Genomic DNA, 20,755 nt, shown 5'->3' with positions numbered 1-20,755 from the left:
CTCGGGGAGGTAACTCGTGGTAAGGCTCCGCCTCGACCTCGGGTACGACGGCACCGATTTCTCCGGCTGGGCCCGCCAGCCGGGGCGGCGTACCGTCCAGGGGGAGATCGAGCAGGCGCTCGGCCGGATCCTGCGCCTGGCCGGCCCGCCCGCGCTGACGGTGGCGGGACGGACCGACGCCGGGGTGCACGCGCGGCACCAGGTGGCGCACGTGGATGTCGCGGTGGGCTGTCTGTCCGAGCTCGACCGCAACCGCCGCCGCCCGGCCGCCGGCGCGGGATCGGTCGTCGGTGGGGGATCGGTCGTAGCGGCCGGATCGGTCGGCGGGGAGGGGCCGGTGCCGGCGGGTGGCGGGGATCTCGCGGTCACCGCGGAGCGCGCGGGCCCGGATGCCGATGGAGACGATGTGGGTCCGGGCGTCGACGGAGACGATGTGGGTCGGGGCGTCGACGGAGAGGATGCGCGGCCGGACGCCGCTGGGGAGGGCGCGGGGCAGGACGCCGACGGCGAGGCGGCGGTCGAGGAGTTGCCGCTGGACGTGGATGAGCGCCTCGCCACGCTCGTGCGACGGCTGGCTGGGGTACTTCCGCCTGATGTACGGGTTCATCGGGTCTCCGTGGCTTCTGAGGGCTTTGACGCGCGTTTCTCCGCTCTGTCCCGCCGGTACGCGTACCGGGTGACCGACGCGCCCGGCGGGGGAGACCCGCTGCGGCGGCGCGAGGTCGTATGGCACAACCGCCCGCTGGACCTCGACGCCATGAACGCCGCCGCCGAGCGGCTGCTGGGCGAGCACGACTTCGCGGCGTTCTGCAAGAAGCGCGAGGGGGCCACCACGATCCGCGAGCTGCACCGGCTGCGGTGGGTGCGGCAGGAGGACGGGCTGCTGGTGGCGACCGTGGTGGCTGACGCGTTCTGCCACTCGATGGTGCGGGCGCTCGTGGGCGCGCTGCTGGCCGTGGGCGATGGTCGCCGGCCGGTCGCGTGGCCGGGGCAGGTGCTGGCGGGGGCCGTACGGGACAGCGGGGTGCATGTCGCGCCCGCCCACGGCCTGTGCCTGGAGGAGGTCCGTTACCCGCCGGCGGAGGAGCTGGCGGTACGCGCCGCCGCGACGCGACGCGTACGCACCCTCTGACGGGCCGGCCGCCGCCCGAGAGGTGTGGGCAGCGGCCGTGTGGGCCGTTCCAGGTGCGGGCGCTTCGTCCGGGCCAGCCGTTGGAGGTGCGGGCGGTTTGGGTGGGTCGGTCGTTCGGGGTGCGGGCGGTTTGGCCGGGTCAGTCGTTGGAGATGCGGCGCTCCAGGACGAGGGACATCTCGTCGCGGAAGGCGTCGCTCACCTTGCCCAGCGTCCGGTCCTTGGCCGCGGGCGTGTGGCCGTCGGCGTAGGTGGCGTAGCTGAACACGATGTAGCGCCCCCACACCAGGCCCGCCGCGTAGCCGCCCGCGATGTCCACGCGCTCGCCGCCGGAGCCGCCGGGGCCCGGGAGGGCGCGGAACCACAGGTTGCGGCCCAGGTTCTTGGACTGGTCGGCGCGCATGGCGGCGTCCTTGCTGGGGAGCACCGCGATGCCGCTGGTCACTGCGTAACGGCGCTTGCTGTCGACGTACGTCGCCCGCAGCACCCTGCTGCACTTCTGGTCGTGCAGCGCCTCGGCGAACGGTCCCGCGGCGGCCTTGCGGCAGTCGTTCTCCATGTCCGTCTCGACCCGGGAGAACGTGGTGCCGGCCGCCTCCACCTTCTTCTCCCCGAACGCCTCGGACAGCGACAGCTTGCGCTTGTCCGTCGCCTCGGAGTCGAGCATGGTCGCCGCCGTTGCGCCCGGCGACGTGCTCGCCGTGGGTGACGCCGCCGTCGGCGCGGAATCGGTCGGCGCCGATTCGGTCGGTGCCGAGCCGGTCGGCGCGGACGAGGGCGGCGCGGAGGCGGGAGCCGAGGTCCGCTTGCCGGCGGCCGTGGACGCGGGCGCGCTCAGCGACTTGTACGCGAAGAAGCCACCCGTGGCGACGCCTCCGAGGACGAGAACGCCGACGACGGCCAGGACGGCCCGCTTGGCCTTGCTGGGCTGGGCGGCCGGGGGCGCGGGCGAGGCCGGCGGCTGCTTGAACGCGCCCAGCGGGTGACCGCCGATCCGGGTCGGCGCCGAGGCGGGCAGGTCGAACGACGCGGGCGAGAGCGGGGAGCGGGGCGGCGGGTTGCTCGGCCTGCCCCACATGTCGCGGCCGAAGGGCAGCTCGGGAAGCTGCTCCTCCTGGCGCTGCTCCTCGGTCTGGGGCGGGGGCGGCCAGCCGCCGGGCGGGCGGGCGGCGTCATGCCCGTTGGGGGCCGGCTGTCCGGGAGTGCTCTGCTGCTGTGCCGCCTGGCCGGAGGTGGGCTGGCCAGGCGTGGTCTGGCCTTGGGCGGCTGGGCCTTGGGCGGCTGGGCCCAGCGGGGTCTGGCCGTTCGGGGGGTGGGCGGCCGTGGGATGGCCTGGGGCCTGGGGGACCGGGTGGGGGGCCGTGGGCCGGCCCGGGGCGGGGTGGGTTCCGCCGGGTGAGGGGGTTCCTCCTGGAGAGGTGGCGGGCGTGTGCGGGCCCCCTGTCGTGGGCGTGGTGGCCTGAGGGGCGCCGGTCTGTGCCTGTGGAGCGGTGGCCCCTTGGGGGTGGCCGTGGTGCTCGACGGGCGGCCAGACGGGGACGTCGTTGGGCTCGGCGGGGCGTACACCGTGGGGGTGGTGCGACGAGTCGCCGGGCGCGGCGGGGTGGCCGCCGGAGGGCGTGGCGGGGCCTGCCTGCTCGCCGGGGTGGATGCCGGTAGGGGCGCCTTGCTGAGCCTGCGGTGGTGTGGCCTGCGGGAAGCCGGTCTGAGGTGTCCCGGTCTGAGGTGTCCCGGTCTGAGGTGCCCCGGCCTGAGGTGCCCCGGCCTGACGTGCTCCGGCCTGAGGTGTCCCGGCCTGTGAGAGGCCGGTTTGGGAGGGGGCAGCCTGCTGAGGGCCGGTCTGTGGCGAGTGAGCCTGCTGCGGCTGGGGCTGTGGTGGCGCGCCGGGAGTGGCCGGGCGGGTCAGGTGGGGGACGGTCTCCCCGGGGATGGACGGGTGTGGTCCGGCGGGGATGGTGTCGTTCGCGTCCGCTCCGGGCCAACCCGCCGGAGCGGAGCCGGGAGTGTGGCCGGCGCTCTTGACGTGGGGTGTGTGCGGGGCGGCCGAGGACGGCACACCGGGGACCGGGGGGTGCGGTCCGCCTTGGGCAATCCCCTGAGGAGCACCGGGCGCGGGTGTGTGCGGTCCGCCTTGAGCGGGGCCCTGGGGAGTGACCGAGGCCGGGGTGTGCGGACCGCCGTGGGCGGCGGACTCATGGGGAGCGCCGGGACCCGTCGGAGGGCCTGAGGGGCTTGGCGTCGCTCCGGTCGGCTGGGCGGCGCGGGGACGGCCGGCCTCGATGGGGTGAGGGGCTGTCAGGTCGGAGTCGAACACGTCCGGCTGCGTGGCGTTGGGGTCGAAGGCGCGTGGGGGCGGGGTGTGGGCGGTCTGAGGGCCCACGTGGTGCGGTCCCGATCCCTGCGGTCCCGATCCCTGCGGTCCCGACCCCTGCGGTCCTGGGCTGTGCGCTCCTGAGTTGTGCGGCCCTGAGCTCTGGTGGCCTGAGCTCTGGGGGCCTGATCCGTGGGGTCCTGGGGCGTGTGGTCGGTCGCCGCTCTGGAGGGTCACGGGGTGAGGGCCTGAGGGGTGGCCGGTGGAGCCGTACGGAGGCGCCGGCGTGTGGGGGGCCGTGGTGTTGGGGTCGAAGGTGCCGGCGGCCGGAGCGCCAGGGAAGGCGGGAGCACCCGAGGACGTGCCGAAACCGGATGCGGGGTCGGGAACGCCGGAGGCCGGACGGCCCGTCGGTGTCGGGTGGTTCGGGGCCGGGCGGTCCGTGGTGAGGGCTTCGTCGTTGTCGAGGCCGGGCACGGGTTCGCCTGTGGCGGCGGGCCACGGCGGCATGGCGGGCGGGTCGGCGACGGGGGCGGGCCACACCTGCATACCCGCCGCCGCGGCCGTGAAGGCAGGCGGCGGCTCCCAGCGCGGCGCGCCGGGCACGACCGGGTCGGCCGCCCAGGGCGGAGGCTGCTCCCGTGATCCGGCCTGCGTGGGCGGTCCCGCCTGTCCGGCTGGTCCGGCCTGCGTGGGAGGGACCGCCTGCCCGGCAGGACCGGCTGCTCCCGGCTGCGGGACTGCTCCCGACTGCGGGTCTGGTCCCGCCTGCGCGGTGAGTCCCGTCCGGTCTGGCGATCCCGCCTGGGGCGGCGAGTCGGTCGGGGACGTGGGATACGCATGTGCCGGCGGTGACGGCTGTCCCGGTGAGTTCGGTGCGGCTCCCGTCGGGTGCTCCGAGGGAGGCTGAGAGCCGGGTACGTGCCAGGGGCCCGGCTCGGGTACGTGCCAGGGGCCCGGCTCGGGGGCGGGCCAGGTGGCGGACGGGTCGGTGGTCCAGGAGTCAGGCTCGGGAGTGGCCCACGGCGTGGCGTCGTCGGCCGGGGCCGCGCCCTGCGGATGTCCCGGGGCGCCGCCCTGGGGGAACGCCGAGGGACCGCCCTGGGGGAACGCCTGGGCAGGGCTCTGCGGGGACGTGGGATGCGCCGGGTGCGACGCCCCCGCGTTCGGCCCCGGGTACGCGACATGCGGCGGTCGCGACGGGTCCGTCGTCTCCGGGTGCGTGGGGCCGGGTGCGGAGGGGTCCGCGTACCAGTCGTAGGGGGCCGCGTCTCCTCCGGGCACCTCCCACGGATGCGCGCCGCCCGCGTGCTCTCCACCCCCGCCATAGGGCGACCGCCCATGAGGCGACTCACCGTACGGCGGCGGCGTGGCCGGCTGCTCACCGCTCCCCCGGGTGGAGGACGGCAGCGGCGGTGGGCCCCACGTGTACGGGGGACGCTCGCGCCCCGTCACGTCGGACGGTTCACGGGACGGGGGCGGCGGTGAGGAGGCGCGTCGCTCAGCGGGCCGGCCGAAGCTCGGCGGTGGCGTCGCCGGCGCCGCCGGGTCGCCGGCGTCTCCGTGATCGTGCTCAGACCCAGGTTCCTGGCCACGCATAAGGGCGAGCCTAGCGAGAGTCGGGAGATCGTCATGGCGGTATGGGCGTTCCCGGCGGCATCAGGTGAGTGCTTTGTGACCTTGTCGGGTGAAAGGCGGGTTTCAGGCAGGGTGGCCGGTCAGCGAGCGCTGGTCGAGCGCCTTGAACACCGTCGCCTTGGTGATCTCGACGGCCGCCCCCATGATGGCCTTCTGGCTCTTCTTGTCGGGCTTGCTGCCGTCCTTGTTCTGGAACCAGATCATGACCGCGTAGTGGCCGTGCGCCCACACCTGGGCGCCGCCGCTGCCGGAGCCGACCAGCTTGGTGACCGAGTCCTTGCCGGGCAGCGGCTTGACGTAGTTGCTCTGGCTGCCGGCGGAGGCGACCTTGGTGGCGTTCTTCCCGGTCTTGAGGTTGGCCACGCCGACGGTCCCGATGACCTTGCCCGCCTTGTCGCGGAAGCTGGCCCGGATGAGCTGGGTGCACTTGCCGGACTTGAGGGCCTTCTGCAGCTTGCTGCCGAGCGCGCCGTCGCCGCACTTCTTGAGCTTGCTGGTGATGGTCATCTCGTACGAGTGTCCCGACGAGGCGAACTTCTTGGTCGGGAACAGCTCCTTGACCGTGAGCGGCTCGGGGTCCGTGGACCGGTCGGCCGCGTAGCCGAACTTGCCGGGCGGCGTCGTCGGCAGCGGCGCGGAGGTGCGGGTCGGGGCGATGGCGGTCGACTCGGAGCCGGCCTTGAACATCATGATCAGCCCGACCACGAGCGCGGCGAGCACCGCGACGCCGCCCAGGGTGAACCAGAGCGGACCGCGCGACTTCGGGCCCTCGGCGTACGGGCTCCACGTGGCGCGGCGTTCCTGGCGCCGGGGCTCCTCGACGACGGGCGCGGGCTGCGCGGGCGCCTTGTCCTGGTACGGCGGACGCGCGAAGGCGCTGGTCTCGGGGGTCGCGAAGGCACTGGTCTCGGGGGTCGCGAAGGCGCTGGTCTCGGGGGTGGGGGCGGCCTCGGGCCCAGGGGCGTCGTCACGCTTCCTGCGGAAGCGGCCGGCGAGCCGCTGGGTGCTGCTCTCGCTGTCGTCGGGAAAACCCATGCGGGCGAGATTACCGCGAGGTCGTCAGGAATATCCGAAGTCCTGCGTCCACCACGGTCCGCCGGGGCCGGACACGACGCCGACGCCGATGGCCCGGATGCGGCAGTTGAGGATGTTCTGGCGGTGGTCGCGGCTGTCGAGCCAGCCCTGCACGGCCTCCTCCGGTGAGGCGTAGCCGCGGCCGATGTTCTCGGCCGCGCCGGCGCGGTACCCGGCGCGCTCCATGCGGTCCCACGGTGACGCGCCGTCGGGCGACCCGTGCTCGAAGCGGCCGCTGCGGGCCATCTCCGTCGAGTGGGCCCGGGCCGAGCGCGTGAGCCTGCCGTCGACGCGCAGCGGGGCGCAGCCGTGCCGGGTACGGGCGGTGTTGGTGAGGCCGACGACCTTCGCGGCCATGGCGGGCAGGACCTGCAGGACCTGGTCGCCGCCGAGCACGCGCACCGGGTCGCCGGCGGTGTAGCCGGGGACGAGGTCGCCGGTCGGCGTCTTGGAGGGTTGGACGCGGCTGCGCCCGCGCGGCATCGCCGTGGCCGTGGTGGTGGAGCGGGGGATCCGGTCGGCGCGGGGACGCGCCGGCTTGGGCGTCGGCTTCGGCGTGGGGGTGGCGACGGGCGGCGCGGTCTCGCTGAGGTAGATGTGGCCGGTCGGCTCGGCGCCGTCGCCCATCCGCGTCCCCAGCAGCACGCCCGCGAAGAACAGCGCGGCCATGAGGCAGACCAGCGCCCCCAGGTGACTCCGGCGCCGTGCGCTCCGCTGGGTGTGCCGGGGGTGAGAACTCTGCCACATACCGCCACCAACGATAGAGATGTGGGGTCCTGGTAAAGAAGGGATTGCCGGGAACCGAAATAGAACCGTTCTGTGGTCGGGCAGCCGGTCGGGTAGAATCGTGCGAGGTTACCGGTCTTTTGACCTGCGCCCCTCAGGGCGGGTAGCCTAATCGTTCGTTGTGTGCATAGGTCCTGCGTGACCGATGCGCGGCGCGTCCGGCGTCATCTCCCATCCTTGTGGAGACGGAAGGTCCGGGCCGTCGTGTGCCCGCACCGACCGAACCCAGCGCTGCCGCATCCGGCAGCGCGCCGAAGACGCGAGCATAAAGAAGGCTACGACCGTGCGCACGTACTCACCGAAGCCCGCCGACGTCCAGCGTCAGTGGTACGTCATCGACGCGACCGATGTCGTGCTGGGCCGGCTGGCCAGCCACGTCGCGACCCTGCTCCGCGGCAAGCACAAGCCGATCTTCGCCAATCACGTCGACACCGGTGACTTCGTCATCGTCATCAACGCCGACAAGATCGCGCTCAGCGGCAACAAGCGTGAGCAGAAGAAGGCTTACCGCCACTCGGGCTACCCGGGCGGTCTGCGTTCCGTCAGCTATGGCGAGCTCATGGACAAGCGGCCGGACAAGGCGGTCGAGAAGGCCGTCAAGGGCATGCTGCCGAAGAACTCCCTCGGCCGGAAGATGGCCAAGAAGCTGAAGGTCTACGCGGGTTCCGAGCACCCGCACCAGGCCCAGCAGCCGGTGCCGTTCGAGATCACCCAGATCGCCCAGTAGTACTTCGAAAGAGTTAGAGGAGAACCGTGGCTGAGCCCACCGGTGTCGAGACGGCCGTCGAGGCCGAGGTGGAAGACTTCTCCAGCGAGGAGTTCCCTTCCGAGTACACCACCGAATCCGCCGCCAGCGCTGACGCCCCCGTGCGCAAGCCCGTCACCACGGGCAACTCGTACGGCACCGGCCGCCGCAAGGAGGCGATCGCCCGCGTGCGCATCGTCCCCGGCACCGGCAAGTGGACGATCAACGGGCGTTCGCTGGACGTCTACTTCCCCAACAAGGTGCACCAGCAGATCGTCAACGAGCCCTTCGTGGTGCTCGGTGCGGAGGAGGCGTTCGACGTCATCGCCCGCATCGACGGCGGCGGCGTGACCGGCCAGGCCGGTGCGCTGCGCATGGGCCTGTCCCGCGCGCTGGCGATCCTGGACGTCGAGGTCAACCGCCCGCCGCTGAAGAAGGCCGGCTTCCTCACCCGTGACGCCCGCGCCACGGAGCGGAAGAAGTACGGCCTCAAGAAGGCCCGCAAGGCTCCGCAGTACAGCAAGCGCTAAATTGGCGCGTCTTTTCGGCACCGACGGGGTGCGTGGGGTCGCTGGGCGCGACCTCACGGCGGAGCTCGCCATGGACCTTTCGGTCGCGGCGGCTCACGTCCTCGGCGATGCCGGCGCGTTCACCGCTACCGGACGCCGTCCGATAGCGGTCGTAGGCCGGGACCCGCGTGCCTCAGGAGAATTCCTTGAGGCCGCTGTGGTCGCCGGCCTCGCGTCGTCCGGTGTGGACGTGCTGCGCCTCGGCGTGCTGCCCACCCCGGCCGTCGCCCACCTCACCGCGGCGCTCGGCGCCGACCTCGGCGTCATGCTGTCGGCCTCGCACAATCCCGCGCCGGACAACGGCATCAAGTTCCTGGCCCGCGGCGGCTTCAAGCTGTCCGACGCGGTCGAGGACGAGATCGAGCGGCGGCTGGGCGAGGACTGGAGCTTCCCCGTCGGCTCGGCCGTCGGTCGGGTCCGCGACGCCTACGGTGAGGCCGACCGGTACATCAGCCACGTGCTGGCCACGATGCGGGGCGGGCTCGACGGGCTGCGCGTCGTCGTCGACTGCGCCCACGGCGCCGCCCACATGGTCGCGCCCGAGGCGCTGCTGCGGGCCGGCGCGCAGGTGGAGGCGATCGGGGCGCGCCCCGACGGCCTCAACATCAACGACGGCCACGGCTCCACCCACCTGGACAAGCTCCAGCAGGTGGTGATCTCGCGCGGAGCCGACGTCGGCATCGCCTACGACGGCGACGCCGACCGCTGCCTCGCGGTCGACCACACGGGCGCGGTCGTCGACGGCGACCAGATCATGGCGATCCTGGCCTCGGCGATGCACGCGGAGGGCACGCTGGCCAAGGACACCGTGGTCGCGACCGTGATGTCCAACCTGGGCTTCAAGCTGGCCATGCGCGAGGCGGGCATCACCGTGGTGGAGACCGCGGTGGGCGACCGCTACGTGCTGGAGCGGATGAAGGCCGACGGCTACAACCTGGGCGGCGAGCAGTCCGGGCATGTGATCATGCTGGACCACGCCACCACGGGCGACGGGCTGCTCACCTCGCTGCACATGCTGTCGGTGATGGCGTCCTCGGGCCGGTCGCTGCGCGAGCTGGCCTCGGTCATGACGCCGTTGCCGCAGGTGCTCATCAACGTCAAGGACGTGGACAAGGGCAAGGCCAAGGCCGCCGAGCTCGTGTCGGCGGTCGCCGACGCGGAGGCCGAGCTGGGCGACACCGGCCGGGTGCTGATCCGGCCGAGCGGCACCGAGCCGATGATCCGTGTGATGGTCGAGGCGTCCTCGGAGGACCAGGCCACCAAGGTGGCCGAGCGTCTCGCCGACGTGGTGCGGGTGGCCTGCGCCTGAGCCAGGCAGTGAAAGAGGGGTACGGCATGAGCCGTACCCCTCTTTTCCTTCGTTCTCGGCGGCGGGCTACTCGTCGCCGGTGAGGGAGAGGACGCGCAGCCGCTGTCCCGCCCACAGGACCGCCACCACCGTGACGATCACCAGCGCCGGTACGGCGAAGCCGAGCGTGACGTCGGCCTTGAGGAACGGCGAGGTGGAGATCTGGTCGGCGATCGACTGGGCCCACTGCTGGACGGAGAACTTGCGGGCGCCCGGCACGAAGCCGCCCACCAGCCCCTCCCAGACCAGGGCGTAGACGATGCCGATCGTCACCGCGTGGCGCGTGACGACGCCGAGCAGCAGGAAGACCGCCGCGTACGCGATGCCCGCCACGAGCGCGCCGACGGCGAAGCCGGGCGCGATGGCGTCCTCGTTGCCCACGAGCAGCCAGGCCGCGACGTAGGTCGGTACGGCGGCGAAGACGGCCAGCAGCGAGGCCGCGACGAGGAACTTGGTCTGGGCGATGACCGGCCGGGAGATCGGCTTGGACATCAGGTGGATGATCGTGCCGTCGTCGATCTCGGGGGCGATGACGCCCGTGCCGGCGATGAGGCCGAGCAGAGGCAGCATGGTGCCGATGGCGAAGTTCTGCATGAGCAGCATGGTCGAGCGCTGGTCGTCACTCCCCATCAGCCGCAGCAGCAGGGCCAGGCCCAGGAGCGCCATGGGGAGAAGCAGGAGCAGCACGATGCGCCGCCGCCCCAGCAGTGCGCGATAGGTGATCCCGGCAACCACTGTGTTCATGTCAGGAGCTCCGGTTGATCAGGTAGGAGAAGACGCTTTCGAGGTCTTCGTCGGCGGGGGAGACCTCGTGCAGGCTGATGCCCTCGGTACGGGCCACGCGGGGCAGCAGCCGGGCGAAGCCGCGGAACTCCACGGCCCGCACCTCCAGGCCGTCGGGCCCGAGGGAGACCCCGCCCGCCGAGTCGTCGAGCATGAGCGCCGCGGCCAGCCGCCGGTCGTCGCTGCTGCGGATGCGGAACAGGTGCGGCCGGTCGGTCATCAGCCGGCGGATCTCGCGGAAGTCGCCCGAGGCGGCGTGCCGGCCGGCGACGAGCACCTCGATGTGCTGGGCGACCCGCTCGACCTCCTCCAGGATGTGCGAGCTGAACAGGATGGTCTTGCCGGCGGCGCCCATCGACCGGATCAGGTCCATGAGGTGCAGCCGCTGGCGCGGGTCCATGCCGTTGAACGGCTCGTCGAGCAGCAGCACCGGCGGGTCGTGGACGAGCGCGGCGGCCACCTTGACGCGCTGGCGCATGCCCTTGGAGTACGTCTCGACCCGCCGGTCCTTGGGCTCCTCCATCTCGACCGTGGCCAGCGCCTTGCGGGCGGCCTCGACCGGGTCGGGCAGCCCGTGGAGGCGGGCGGCCGACAGCACGAACTGCCAGCCGGTCAGGAAGCCGTAGACGCCCTCCCGCTCGGGGACGAGGCCGATGTGGCGGTAGACCTGGTGGTTCTTCCAGACGCGGGTGCCGTCCAGCGTGACCGTGCCGTTCGACGGCGCGAGGAACCCGGCCATCATGTGCAGCAGCGTCGACTTGCCCGCGCCGTTGGGTCCGAGCAGCCCGGTGACCCCGGGCCCGATGGTCATGGTCACGTCGTTGACCGCGACGACGTTGCCGTACCAGCGCGAGACCTGCGCCAGCTCGATCTTCACCGCGAGGCCGCCTTTCGGTAGCGGAGCGCGAGCGCCGCCACGGCGGCGGCGATGAGCAGGACCACGATCACGAAGGACACGGGCCCGCCGGGGTAGCCGCCCTCGGAGTTGGGCGTCGTGCCGAACACCCACACCTGGACGGCGTCCACCAGCCAGAACGGGTTGAGCAGCCAGGCCCACCGGGCGGCGGCGTCGTTGCCGGCGGACAACAGCGTGCTGTACATGATCGGGACGGAGGCCGACGCCAGCAGGTAGAGGGCGATCACGGAGGCGACGCCGAGCCCGCGCCGCGGCGTCAGCGAGGCGATGGCCAGCCCGAACGCCGCCAGCAGCACCGCGAGCAGCAGCCCGGTGAGCATGGCGCCCACGTATTCCTTGGTGCGGGGCGGCCCGGGGAGGTCGATCAGCAGCTCGCCGGCGAACATCACGGTCAGCGGCACCGCCAGCAGCGCGTAGAGGGCGACGGTCATCGCGACGACCTTGGCGCCGACGTACTCGGTGATCGTGACCGGGCGCGACAGGTAGAGCGGCAGCACGCGGAAGCGCAGGTCGGGCGCCACGACCGTGGGCGCCTGCGCGGCCAGGAAGATGGCCACCACGGCCTGCATGATCACGGCATAGCCGCTGTAGCTCATGCCCGCGCGCCGCATCAGCGCCATGATCGCGATGGACACGATCGCGGGCAGCACCATGATCGCGGCCAGCGAGAACGGCACGAGCTTGCTGCGGGCCGGGCGGCCGAGGCCGAACACGCCGCGCAGGCTGTGGACGGTGAGCGCCCGGGTGGTGTGGCCGCGCCCGAGCCGGGGGCCGTCGTAGTGGCGGTATCCGATGTCGTAGATCTCAGACACCAGCGGCCTCCCTGAAGACGTCCTCGATGCGCTGCCGGCCGCGTTCGAGCCGGATGAGGCACAGGCCGAGGTCGGCGGTCGCGTCACGGATGGCGTCGAGCGTGTCGGGGCCGCTGACCTCGACCAGCAGCATCCGGCCGTGGGGGGCGACGCCGTGGCCCAGCTCGACCAGCCGGTCGGCCAGCGCCTGGGTGCCCTCGTCGACCTCCACCGTGACGCTGCGCGTCGTCTGGGTGAACTCGCCGATCGCGGACGAGCGCAGCAGCCGTCCGGCGTCGATGACGATCACGTGGTCGCACACCCGCTCCAGCTCGCCGAGCAGGTGGGAGGTGACCAGCACGCTGATGCCGAACTCGGCGCCGATGCGCCGGATCAGCGCCAGCATCTCGTCGCGCCCGCGCGGGTCGAGCCCGTTGGTCGGCTCGTCCAGGAGGATGAGCTTGGGGTCGTGGACGAGCGCCTGCGCGAGCTTGACGCGCTGCTTCATGCCGGTGGAGTAGCCGCCGATCGGACGGTAGCGTTCCTCGGCCAGCCCGACGTGACGCAGCACGTCGGCGGCCCGCTCCCGGGCGGCCGTGCGGGGGAGCCCGGACATCCGGGCGAGGTGGACGACCAGTTCGGTGGCCGAGACGTCGGGCGGCAGGCACTCGTGCTCGGGCATGTAGCCGACGAGCCGGCGGATGTCGGCGCCGCGTGTCGTGACGTCGAGGCCGAGCACGCGCGCGCCGCCGGCTGTGGGCGGGAGCAGCCCCAGCAGGATCTTGATCAGCGTCGACTTGCCCGCCCCGTTGGCCCCGACCAGGCCGGTGACGCCCGGGCCGGTGGTGACGGTGAGCCCGTCGAGCGCCGTGACGGTCGGGAAGCGTTTGGTCAGCCCCTCGGTGTCGAGGATGTGCATGATCCGGACACTACCCGCCGGTGCGACCCCGCGGCATCGGCCTCACGGAGGACGTGCGTCCTACTTGAGGCCAGAATCTGTGCTGCACCCAGAGGGTGGCGGTGCCCGCGATCACCATGCCGGCGACGTTCACCGCGAGCTGCAGGACGGAGCCGGAGACCTCGGCCCAGTCGCCGAGCGCGATCGCCACGGCCGCGTAGCCGGCGGCCGGCACCGTGGTCACCGAGATGAAGACGCCGATGAGCGCCGACGACTTGCCGGCCGTGATCGACAGCACTCCGGCCACGCCCGCGAGCAGCGCCACGATGAACGACCACCGGTCGGGCTTGACGATGAACTGGACCTCGTCGTTGCCGAGCAGGCTCGACGGGGCGATCCAGCCGAGCCCGCGCGAGACGAGCGCACAGGCGACCGTGACGGCGATGGCGACCGCGAAGCCCACGACCAGGGTCCTCAAGGCGCCGGTGACCAGCCGCCAGCGCCGGCGCAGCAGCCCGAAGCAGACGGCCGCGATCGCGCCGAACTCCGGCCCGAGGACCATGGCGCCGACGATCAGGATGATGGACTTGGTGAGCACGCCGATGGCGGCGATCTGCGCGGCGATCGCCAGGAACACGAGGTATGCCCAGGTGATGCGCGAGTCGGAGTGGACCCGCTGGGCCAGCTCCTCCCAGACGACCGCGTCGTCGGGCGCGCCGGGCGCCTCCTCCACCGCCTCCTCGGCGGCCCTGGACAGGGACAGGTGGATGGCCTCGGCGGCGATCGAGCCGGCCTCACGCAGCCACGACAGGTCGCTGATCACCTCGTTGGCCGACTCGCGGGCCACGTCGGCGAGCACGAGGTCGCCCGCCGGCTCACGCGCGGCGCCGGGCAGGACGACGATGTTGGTGGCTCCCGCGCACGCTTCCAGCACCGCCGTCACCTCGGCGGTGCGGGAGGACGGGGTGATCAGTCGCAGGTGGAGCATCGGGCCATTCTCGCCGATGGCGGGGGGCGGGTGTCAGGTGCGGCGCAGCCGCACCTTCCGGACGGAGTGGTCGGCGCCCTTCTTCAGGACGAGGTCGGCACGGCCCCGGGTCGGGGCGATGTTCTCGACGAGGTTGCGCTCGTTGATGTCGCGCCAGACGTCGACGGCGAACTTCGTGGCCTCCTCGTAGGACAGTTCGGCGATGTACCGGAAGTACGACTTGGGATCCTCGAAGGCGGTGCGGCGCAGCTTGTGGAAGCGCTCGACGTACCAGGTGCGGATGTCCTCGACCTTGGCGTCCACGTAGATGGAGAAGTCGAAGTAGTCGTTGACCGCGAGCGCGGTGGGCGGGGCCGGCTGGAGCACGTTCAGCCCCTCGATGATCAAGATGTCCGGACTTTTCACGCTCTGGCTCGCGCCGGGGACGATGTCGTACTCCAGATGGCTGTAGATGGGGGCCTTCACCTCGGCCGCCCCCGCCTTCACCTCCGCCACGAACCGGACCAGCGCCCTGCGGTCGTAGCTCTCGGGGAAGCCCTTGCGGTGCATGATGCCCTTGGCCTCCAGCACCGCGTTCGGGTAGAGGAAACTGTCGGTGGTGATCAGCTCCACGTGCGGATGCTCGGGCCAGCGGGCCAGCAGTGTGTGCAGCAGCCGCGCCGTGGTGGACTTGCCGACCGCGACGCTGCCCGCGATGCCCAGGATGTACGGCACCCGCCGCTCGGCGTGGCCGAGGAACGCGCTGAGCACGCTACTGCGCTGCTTGGACCCCGTGTAGTGCAGGTTCAGCAGCCGGGTCAGGGGGAGGTAGATGTCGGTGACCTCGACCAGGTCGATGGGGTCGTCGAGGCCGCGCAGCTCTTCCAGCTCTTCTGCGGTGAGAGTCAAGGGCGTGTTCTTGCGGAGATCGCTCCACTGCTCCCTGCTCAGTTCCACGTAGCCGTTGTTCACCTAGGCAGCGTAGCGACGCCGCCCGCGTCCGGGTCGGCGGGGTGGGTGAGTTGTCCACAGCCTGTGGATGAACCTGTGGGGATTATCGACAGTCAGTTCGGGGAAAGGTGCGCGTTCCCTGTCCGTCGCCCCGTCGTCATCTCCGCGAAAGCGGGCGTGCCGGGGAGCAGGGGCGGCTACTGTTCGGGGAAGCCAGTGTCCCCGGGAGGGTTCATGGACCGTCGTCGCTTCCTGGCCAGGGCCGCCGTGGCGGCCGCCGCCGGCATCGCCGGGCCGTTCGCGGGCGTCGCCTGCGCGGGCGACAAGGGCGGAGCCGTCCGGGTGCAGGGCTACGGCCCGTTGCGGCCCGTGCGCGACAAGCGCGACGGCGAGGTGCGCCTCCACCTGCCCGACGGGTTCGCCTACCGCTCCTTCAACGAGGCGGGCAGCGCGTTCCCCGACGGCTCCACGGTGCCCGGCCGCCACGACGGCATGGCGGCGTTCGCGGGGCCGCGCGACACCGCGTACCTCGTGCGCAACCACGAGGTCGGCGGCCCCGTCGGCGCGTTCGGCGACAAGGACAAGGCCTACGACCCGATGGCGGGCGGCGGCACCGTCACCCTCCAGGTCACCCGGCGCGGCGAAGTGCTCAAGGCCGCTCCGTCGCTCAACGGCACCATGCTCAACTGCTCCGGCGGCCCCATGCCCTGGAAGGCGTGGGTGAGCTGCGAGGAGACCGTCAACGGGCCCGACGTCGGCGACGACCACTCCGGCGGCGACAACTCCAAGCTCACCCGCAGGCACGGCTACATCTTCGAGGTGCCCGTGACCGGCGCCGCGACGGCCAGGCCGATCAGGTCGGCCGGCCGGTTCGCGCACGAGTCGGCCGCCTTCGACCCCGGGTCGGGCGCGCTCTACCTCACCGAGGACTGCTTCAGCTTCCCCTCCGGCTTCTACCGCTACCTGCCGCCCGAGCACCCGCTCAAGGCCGGCCGCCTCCTCGACGGCGGAAAGCTGCAGATGCTGGCCGTCAAGGGCTCCCCGCGCGAGGACCTGTCCGCCGGCCAGCGCCACGGCGCCTCCTACGCCACCGCCTGGGTGGACATCGACGAGCCCGACCCGCGGTTCACCGGCAGACCGTCGAACGACGAGGCCGTCCAGGCGGTCGGCAGGCAGGGCCGGGCCAAGGGCGCCGCGATCTTCTCCCGGCTCGAAGGCGCGATCCACCACCAGGGCACCGTCTACTTCGTCTCCACCCAGGGCGGCGCCACCGCGCCGGGCGACACGGCCCCCTCCGGCTTCGGCAAGGGCCGCGGGCAGGTGTGGGCGTACGAGACGTGGAGCGGCCGGCTGAGGCTCGTGTACGAGTCGCCCCGCTCCACCGTCCTGGACCTGCCCGACAACGTGACGGCCAGCCCCCGCGGCACCCTCGTGCTGTGCGAGGACGGCGACGGCGACAACTTCCTGCGCGGCCTGACCCGGCACGGCGAGCTGTTCGACTTCTGCCGCATGGAGCCCGTCGCGGGCGACCCGGGCGCGGAGTTCGCCGGATCCACCTTCGGCCCCGGCGGCCACACCCTGTACGTGAACGTCCAGTCCACGCACGGCATGTCGTTCGCCATCTGGGGGCCGTGGCAGCGCGGCGCGTTCTGAGCCGCCGCGCGCACGCGGCTAGCCTGGGGACATGATCCTGGGCATCGGAGTGGACGTGGTGGACATCGCCCGGTTCGAGGCCACGCTGGAGCGCACGCCGGGCCTGCGGACGCGGCTGTTCACCGAGCGCGAGCGCGACCTGCCGGTGCGGTCGCTGGCCGCCCGCTTCGCCGCGAAGGAGGCCGTGGCCAAGGCGCTCGGCGGCCCCAGGGGCGTCGGCCACCTGGAGGCCGAGGTGCGCCGTGGCGAGAGCGGCCGGCCCGAGCTGCACATCACCGGCCGCGCCGCCGAGGTCGCCTACGAGCTCGGCGTCAAGCGCTGGCACCTTTCCCTCACCCATGACGCGGGCGTCGCCATGGCCTACGTGATCGCGGAGGGATAGCTTCGGATCATGCGCATCGCCTACACCGCCGACCAGATCAGAGCCGCCGAGCACCAGCTCATGGCCCGCCTGCCCGAGGGCACGCTCATGCAGCGCGCCGCCTCCGGGCTCGCCGCCGCGTGCGCGACGATGCTCGGCAAGGTGTACGGCAGCCGCGTGACCCTGCTCGTCGGCAGCGGCGACAACGGCGGCGACGCCCTGTACGCGGGGGCGCTGCTCGCCCGGCGCGGCGCCCGGGTCGAGGCCGTGCTCGCCGGCAGCAGGACCCACGAGGCAGGGCTGGAGGCGTTCCTGCTGGCCGGGGGGCGGGAGGCCGGGGCGGAGGCGATCGAGCGGGCCGACCTCATCGTGGACGGGCTGGTCGGCATCGGGGTGAGCGGGGCGCTGCGCGAGCCGTACTGGGGGCTCGCCCGGGCGGCCAACGCCGCGGCGGCGCCCACGGTCGCCGTGGACGTGCCCAGCGGCGTGGACGCGAGCAGCGGCCGGGTGGAGGGCGCCGCCGTCGAGGCCGCGCTCACCGTGACCATGGGGGCGCGCAAGACCGGCCTGCTCGTCGACCCGGGAGCCGCCCTGGCCGGCGAGGTGGAGCTGGTCGACATCGGGCTCGGCCCCTACCTGCCCGACCCCGACGTCGTCGGGCTCACCGGCGCCGACGTGGCCGCCCTGCTGCCGCGCCCGGCGGCCGAGAGCGACAAGTACCGCCGGGGAGTGGTCGGCGTCGTCGCCGGCAGCGACCAGTACACCGGCGCGGCCGTGCTCGCCGTGGGCGGGGCCCTGCTGGCCGGCGCCGGCATGGTCCGCTACGCCGGTCCGGGCGAGCCGGTGGCGCAGGTGCGCTCCCGCTGGCCCGAGGCGGTGATCACGGAGCTGGAGCGGCCCTCGCTCGACGGCGTCGGCCGGGTGCAGGCGTGGGTGGTCGGCCCCGGGCTCGGCACCGGCGACTGGGCGCGCGAGATGCTCGCGCAGGTGCTGGCGAGTGACGTGCCCGTGCTCATCGACGCCGACGGGCTCACGCTCGTCGCCCGGGAGCGCGACCTGCTCGGCCGCGACGCGCCCGTGCTGGTCACCCCGCACGCCGGTGAGCTGTCGCGGCTCACGGGGGCCGGACGCGACGAGATCGAGGCCGACCGGCTGAAGCACGCCCGGGGCGCCGCGGCCGACCTCGGGGTGACCGTGCTGCTCAAGGGGTCCACCACGGTCGTCGCCGAGCCGGACCGGCCGGTACGCGTCAACGGCACCGGCACCGCGTGGCTGGCCACGGGCGGCACCGGCGACGTGCTGTCCGGGGTGGCGGGGGCGCTGCTCGCCCAGGGGCTCGGCTGCTACGACGCGGGCTCGTGCGCGGCTTACCTGCACGGGCTGGCCGGGCGGATCGCCTCCTCCGGCGCGCCGCTGCACGCGGCGGGCGTGGCGGCGGCGGTGCCCGCGGCGATCCGCGAGCTGACCGGGCGGTCGGCGTCGAGGTAGTCGCGCGTTTCACGGGGACGGCGCGTTCGTGAGGATGGCCGCGCATTCACCGATCACCGCGGGGCGCGGTGATCGGTGAATGGCGCCCGGCCACGTGGGCGAGCTGCCAGACTGGAGAGATGGGATTCCCGATGGCGACGCCCGCGCAGGCGCGGGTCGACCTGGCCGCGATCGAGCGCAACGTGGCCCTGCTCAAGGAGCGCGCCGGCGGCGCCGAGCTGATGGGCGCCGTCAAGGCCGACGCCTACGGGCACGGTCTCGTGCCGTGCTCCGAGGCCGTCCTCGCGGGCGGGGCGAGCAGGCTCGGCACCGCGTTCGTCCGGGAGGCGCTGGCGCTGCGGGAGGCCGGCGTCACGGCGCCGGTGCTGTCGTGGATCATCGGCCCCGACGAGCCGATCGCCGAGGCCCTGGAGGCCGACGTCGAGCTGTCGGCCTCGGCCGAGACGACCCTGGACGAGATCGCCGCCGCCGCCCGGCGCACCGGCCGCACCGCCCGCATGCACCTGGAGGCCGACACCGGCATGAGTCGCGGCGGCGCGCCCCTCGCCGCCTGGCCCGGCCTGCTGGATCGGGCGGTCCGCCTCCAGGCCGAGGGCGTCATCGAGATCATCGGCCTGTGGTCCCACTTCGCGTGCGCCGACATCCCCGGCCACCCGTCGATCGGGGCGCAGCTCGACGCGTTCGAGGCCGCGCTCAAGCTGGCCGAGCAGGCGGGCGCGGGTGGCTCGCACGTCATCCGCCACCTCGCCAACTCCGCCGCGATCCTCACGCTGCCGCGTTCCCGCTTCGACATGGTCCGCGCCGGCATCGCGATGTACGGGCTGAGCCCCGTTCCGGAGCTCGGCGACTTCGGCCTGCGCCCGGCGATGACGCTGCTCGCCCGGCTGGCGCTGGTCAAGCAGGTGCCCGCCGGCTCCGGCGTCTCGTACGGGCACCTGCACGTCACCGAGAGCGAGACCCGGCTCGGCCTGGTCCCGCTCGGCTACGCCGACGGCGTGCTGCGGCACGCGACCGGCCGGGCCGAGGTGCTGGCCGGCGGTCGCCGCAGGCCCGTGACCGGCCGCGTGTGCATGGACCAGTTCATGATCGACCTGGACGACGACCTGCTGGCCGAGGGCGAGGAGGTCGTGCTGTTCGGCCCTGGGGGGAGGGGCGAGCCCACCGCCCAGGAGTGGGCGGATAACCTCGGCACCATCACGCATGAGATCGTGACGAGGATCGGCGCGCGGGTGCCCCGGGTCCACGTGCGCGACAGCCAGGAGTGAGAAGGGGGCGCGGGGACATGACCACGACGACGCGTCGCAAGGTCGGCATCGCCGGAGCCATCGTCGGCGCCGCGTCGGCGGGTGTCGCGGCGGCGACACTGGCCAAGCGTTACGCGGTGGGCCGGATCAGGTTGCGCCCCGACGCCGAGCTCGGCGAGCCGTTCGGCGAGCTGAAGGGCCGGGAGCGCACGCTCACCACCTCCGACGGGGTGTCCCTGCACGTCGAGGTCGACGGCCCCGAGGACGCGCCGCTGACCGTGGTGTTCTGCCACGGCTACTGCCTCAACCTGGAGTCCTGGCACTACCAGCGCCGTGACCTGCGCGAGAGCCACCGGATCGTGGCGTGGGACCAGCGCTCCCACGGCCGTTCCGAGCGCGCCGCCGCCGAGGACGCCACGATCGACCGGCTCGGCGACGACCTGGCCGAGCTGCTCGAACGGTTCGTGCCCGGCCCGTGCGTGCTCGTCGGCCACTCCATGGGCGGCATGACGATCATGGCGCTGGCCGACCGCCGTCCGGAGCTGTTCGGCGACCGGATCAAGGGCGTGGCGCTCATCGGCACCTCGGCGGGCAAGCTGGCCGAGATCACGCTGGGCCTGCCCGCGCTGGTGTCCAAGGTGGTCCACAAGGTGGCGCCGGGCGCGGTGTCCATGCTGGGACGCCGAGGCGCGCTCGTCGACCGCACCCGCCACGCGGGCAGCGACATCGCGTTCCTCATCACCCGCTACGTCGGGTTCGGCGACTCCAAGAACGTCAGCCCGACCCTGGTCGACTTCGCCGAGTCCATGATCAGGGCGACGCCCACCGAGGTGATCGCCGACTTCTACCCGGCGCTGATGAACCATGACAAGCTGTCCGCGCTGCACGTCCTCGACCCCGTCCCGACCGCCATCCTCGTCGGCGACAAGGACTGGCTGACCCCGCCCGACCACAGCCGCGCCATCGCGGCCGCCCTGCCCAAGGCCCAGCTGACCGAGGTGCCCGACACCTCCCACCTGATCCAGCTCGAACGGCCGGGCGTGGTCAACGACGCGCTGCGCGACCTGATCAAGAGAGTGGAGTTGTAGAGAGTGGGGGAG

Annotated in this window: 17 protein-coding genes and 2 pseudogenes; 10 read left to right on the top strand and 9 right to left on the bottom strand. The window is 73.0% G+C overall.

The features are described from left to right. Nucleotides 1-16: 16 nt before the first annotated feature. Nucleotides 17-220, top strand: a pseudogene (locus HTZ77_RS03320) (tRNA pseudouridine(38-40) synthase TruA); the annotation flags it as partial. Nucleotides 221-337: 117 nt separating this feature from the next. Then, on the top strand, nucleotides 338-1,132 hold the full coding sequence (locus tag HTZ77_RS03315; RefSeq protein WP_175587988.1) for a tRNA pseudouridine synthase A: 795 nt from the start codon (nucleotides 338-340) through the stop codon (nucleotides 1,130-1,132). A 139-nt stretch (nucleotides 1,133-1,271) separates the two neighbouring features. On the opposite strand, the gene HTZ77_RS03310 is transcribed toward HTZ77_RS03315, so the two are convergent. The 3 genes from HTZ77_RS03310 to HTZ77_RS03300 all read right to left on the bottom strand — a co-directional run bounded on the left by HTZ77_RS03310 (nucleotide 1,272) and on the right by HTZ77_RS03300 (nucleotide 6,902). Further along, the gene (locus tag HTZ77_RS03310; RefSeq protein ID WP_175587882.1) at nucleotides 1,272-2,210 is read right to left on the bottom strand and encodes a hypothetical protein; all 939 of its coding nucleotides are present in this window, start codon (nucleotides 2,208-2,210) and stop codon (nucleotides 1,272-1,274) included. Between the two features lie 2,934 nt (nucleotides 2,211-5,144). Beyond that, entirely contained in the window at nucleotides 5,145-6,116 is a 972-nt protein-coding gene (locus HTZ77_RS03305) for a hypothetical protein (RefSeq protein WP_175587881.1), read from the bottom strand. Between the two features lie 24 nt (nucleotides 6,117-6,140). Continuing rightward, entirely contained in the window at nucleotides 6,141-6,902 is a 762-nt protein-coding gene (locus HTZ77_RS03300; protein ID WP_175587880.1) for a CAP domain-containing protein, read from the bottom strand. 322 nt (nucleotides 6,903-7,224) lie between these two features. Between HTZ77_RS03300 and rplM the strand changes: the two genes are divergently transcribed. Genes rplM through glmM form a run of 3 tightly spaced genes read left to right on the top strand, consistent with a single transcriptional unit; the run spans nucleotide 7,225 to nucleotide 9,564 of the window. Further along, on the top strand, nucleotides 7,225-7,668 hold the full coding sequence (gene rplM / locus HTZ77_RS03295) for a 50S ribosomal protein L13 (protein WP_106236123.1): 444 nt from the start codon (nucleotides 7,225-7,227) through the stop codon (nucleotides 7,666-7,668). 26 nt (nucleotides 7,669-7,694) lie between these two features. Continuing rightward, on the top strand, nucleotides 7,695-8,216 hold the full coding sequence (gene rpsI, locus HTZ77_RS03290; RefSeq protein ID WP_175587878.1) for a 30S ribosomal protein S9: 522 nt from the start codon (nucleotides 7,695-7,697) through the stop codon (nucleotides 8,214-8,216). Nucleotide 8,217: 1 nt separating this feature from the next. Then, the gene (gene glmM, locus HTZ77_RS03285; protein ID WP_175587877.1) at nucleotides 8,218-9,564 is read left to right on the top strand and encodes a phosphoglucosamine mutase; all 1,347 of its coding nucleotides are present in this window, start codon (nucleotides 8,218-8,220) and stop codon (nucleotides 9,562-9,564) included. Nucleotides 9,565-9,630: 66 nt separating this feature from the next. On the opposite strand, the gene HTZ77_RS03280 is transcribed toward glmM, so the two are convergent. The 6 genes and pseudogenes from HTZ77_RS03280 to coaA form a co-directional block, all read right to left on the bottom strand. Then, nucleotides 9,631-10,347 carry an ABC transporter permease subunit gene (locus tag HTZ77_RS03280; protein ID WP_175587876.1) on the bottom strand — a complete coding sequence of 239 codons (717 nt, stop codon included), beginning with the start codon at nucleotides 10,345-10,347 and terminating at the stop codon, nucleotides 9,631-9,633. Between the two features lies 1 nt (nucleotide 10,348). Continuing rightward, nucleotides 10,349-11,263: an ABC transporter ATP-binding protein gene (locus tag HTZ77_RS03275; protein ID WP_328808392.1), complete on the bottom strand. Its 915-nt coding sequence runs from the start codon at nucleotides 11,261-11,263 to the stop codon at nucleotides 10,349-10,351. Continuing rightward, entirely contained in the window at nucleotides 11,260-12,114 is an 855-nt protein-coding gene (locus HTZ77_RS03270) for an ABC transporter permease (protein WP_175587875.1), read from the bottom strand. Before HTZ77_RS03270 ends, HTZ77_RS03275 begins: the two co-directional genes overlap by 4 nt. After that, nucleotides 12,107-12,919 (bottom strand): annotated as a pseudogene (locus tag HTZ77_RS03265) (ABC transporter ATP-binding protein); the annotation flags it as partial. The pseudogene HTZ77_RS03265 and the gene HTZ77_RS03270, both read right to left, overlap by 8 nt. 103 nt (nucleotides 12,920-13,022) lie before the next feature. Continuing rightward, on the bottom strand, nucleotides 13,023-13,979 hold the full coding sequence (locus tag HTZ77_RS03260) for a DUF389 domain-containing protein (protein WP_175587873.1): 957 nt from the start codon (nucleotides 13,977-13,979) through the stop codon (nucleotides 13,023-13,025). Nucleotides 13,980-14,012: 33 nt separating this feature from the next. Next, on the bottom strand, nucleotides 14,013-14,915 hold the full coding sequence (gene coaA / locus HTZ77_RS03255; RefSeq protein ID WP_175587986.1) for a type I pantothenate kinase: 903 nt from the start codon (nucleotides 14,913-14,915) through the stop codon (nucleotides 14,013-14,015). Between the two features lie 228 nt (nucleotides 14,916-15,143). Here coaA and HTZ77_RS03250 point away from each other — a divergent pair, with 228 nt between their 5' ends. The 5 genes from HTZ77_RS03250 to HTZ77_RS03230 all read left to right on the top strand — a co-directional run bounded on the left by HTZ77_RS03250 (nucleotide 15,144) and on the right by HTZ77_RS03230 (nucleotide 20,743). Next, complete coding sequence (locus tag HTZ77_RS03250; protein ID WP_175587872.1) at nucleotides 15,144-16,562, top strand: alkaline phosphatase PhoX; 1,419 nt, start codon at nucleotides 15,144-15,146, stop codon at nucleotides 16,560-16,562. Nucleotides 16,563-16,593: 31 nt separating this feature from the next. Beyond that, nucleotides 16,594-16,944 carry a holo-ACP synthase gene (locus HTZ77_RS03245; protein WP_175587871.1) on the top strand — a complete coding sequence of 117 codons (351 nt, stop codon included), beginning with the start codon at nucleotides 16,594-16,596 and terminating at the stop codon, nucleotides 16,942-16,944. Between the two features lie 9 nt (nucleotides 16,945-16,953). After that, nucleotides 16,954-18,411: an NAD(P)H-hydrate dehydratase gene (locus HTZ77_RS03240; RefSeq protein ID WP_175587870.1), complete on the top strand. Its 1,458-nt coding sequence runs from the start codon at nucleotides 16,954-16,956 to the stop codon at nucleotides 18,409-18,411. A gap of 131 nt (nucleotides 18,412-18,542) precedes the next feature. Further along, the gene (gene alr, locus HTZ77_RS03235; RefSeq protein WP_175587985.1) at nucleotides 18,543-19,676 is read left to right on the top strand and encodes an alanine racemase; all 1,134 of its coding nucleotides are present in this window, start codon (nucleotides 18,543-18,545) and stop codon (nucleotides 19,674-19,676) included. A 17-nt stretch (nucleotides 19,677-19,693) separates the two neighbouring features. After that, on the top strand, nucleotides 19,694-20,743 hold the full coding sequence (locus HTZ77_RS03230; protein ID WP_175587869.1) for an alpha/beta fold hydrolase: 1,050 nt from the start codon (nucleotides 19,694-19,696) through the stop codon (nucleotides 20,741-20,743). The last annotated feature ends 12 nt before the right edge of the window (nucleotides 20,744-20,755 follow it).

Origin of the sequence: Nonomuraea montanisoli (assembly GCF_013363975.1) — a bacterium.
GTDB lineage: Bacteria > Actinomycetota > Actinomycetes > Streptosporangiales > Streptosporangiaceae > Nonomuraea > Nonomuraea montanisoli.
This window is presented reverse-complemented; position numbering and strand designations above follow the sequence as displayed.

Bases quoted from the DNA above. Each gene is read 5' to 3' on its own strand.
- HTZ77_RS03300 (WP_175587880.1), bottom strand. From the start codon at position 6,902: ATGTGGCAGAGTTCTCACCCCCGGCACACCCAGCGGAGCGCACGGCGC.
- HTZ77_RS03240 (WP_175587870.1), top strand. From the start codon at position 16,954: ATGCGCATCGCCTACACCGCCGACCAGATCAGAGCCGCCGAGCACCAG.
- HTZ77_RS03305 (WP_175587881.1), bottom strand. From the start codon at position 6,116: ATGGGTTTTCCCGACGACAGCGAGAGCAGCACCCAGCGGCTCGCCGGC.
- HTZ77_RS03245 (WP_175587871.1), top strand. From the start codon at position 16,594: ATGATCCTGGGCATCGGAGTGGACGTGGTGGACATCGCCCGGTTCGAG.
- HTZ77_RS03250 (WP_175587872.1), top strand. From the start codon at position 15,144: ATGGACCGTCGTCGCTTCCTGGCCAGGGCCGCCGTGGCGGCCGCCGCC.
- alr (WP_175587985.1), top strand. From the start codon at position 18,543: ATGGCGACGCCCGCGCAGGCGCGGGTCGACCTGGCCGCGATCGAGCGC.
- HTZ77_RS03310 (WP_175587882.1), bottom strand. From the start codon at position 2,210: ATGTGGGGCAGGCCGAGCAACCCGCCGCCCCGCTCCCCGCTCTCGCCC.
- HTZ77_RS03280 (WP_175587876.1), bottom strand. From the start codon at position 10,347: ATGAACACAGTGGTTGCCGGGATCACCTATCGCGCACTGCTGGGGCGG.
- HTZ77_RS03230 (WP_175587869.1), top strand. From the start codon at position 19,694: ATGACCACGACGACGCGTCGCAAGGTCGGCATCGCCGGAGCCATCGTC.
- HTZ77_RS03260 (WP_175587873.1), bottom strand. From the start codon at position 13,979: ATGCTCCACCTGCGACTGATCACCCCGTCCTCCCGCACCGCCGAGGTG.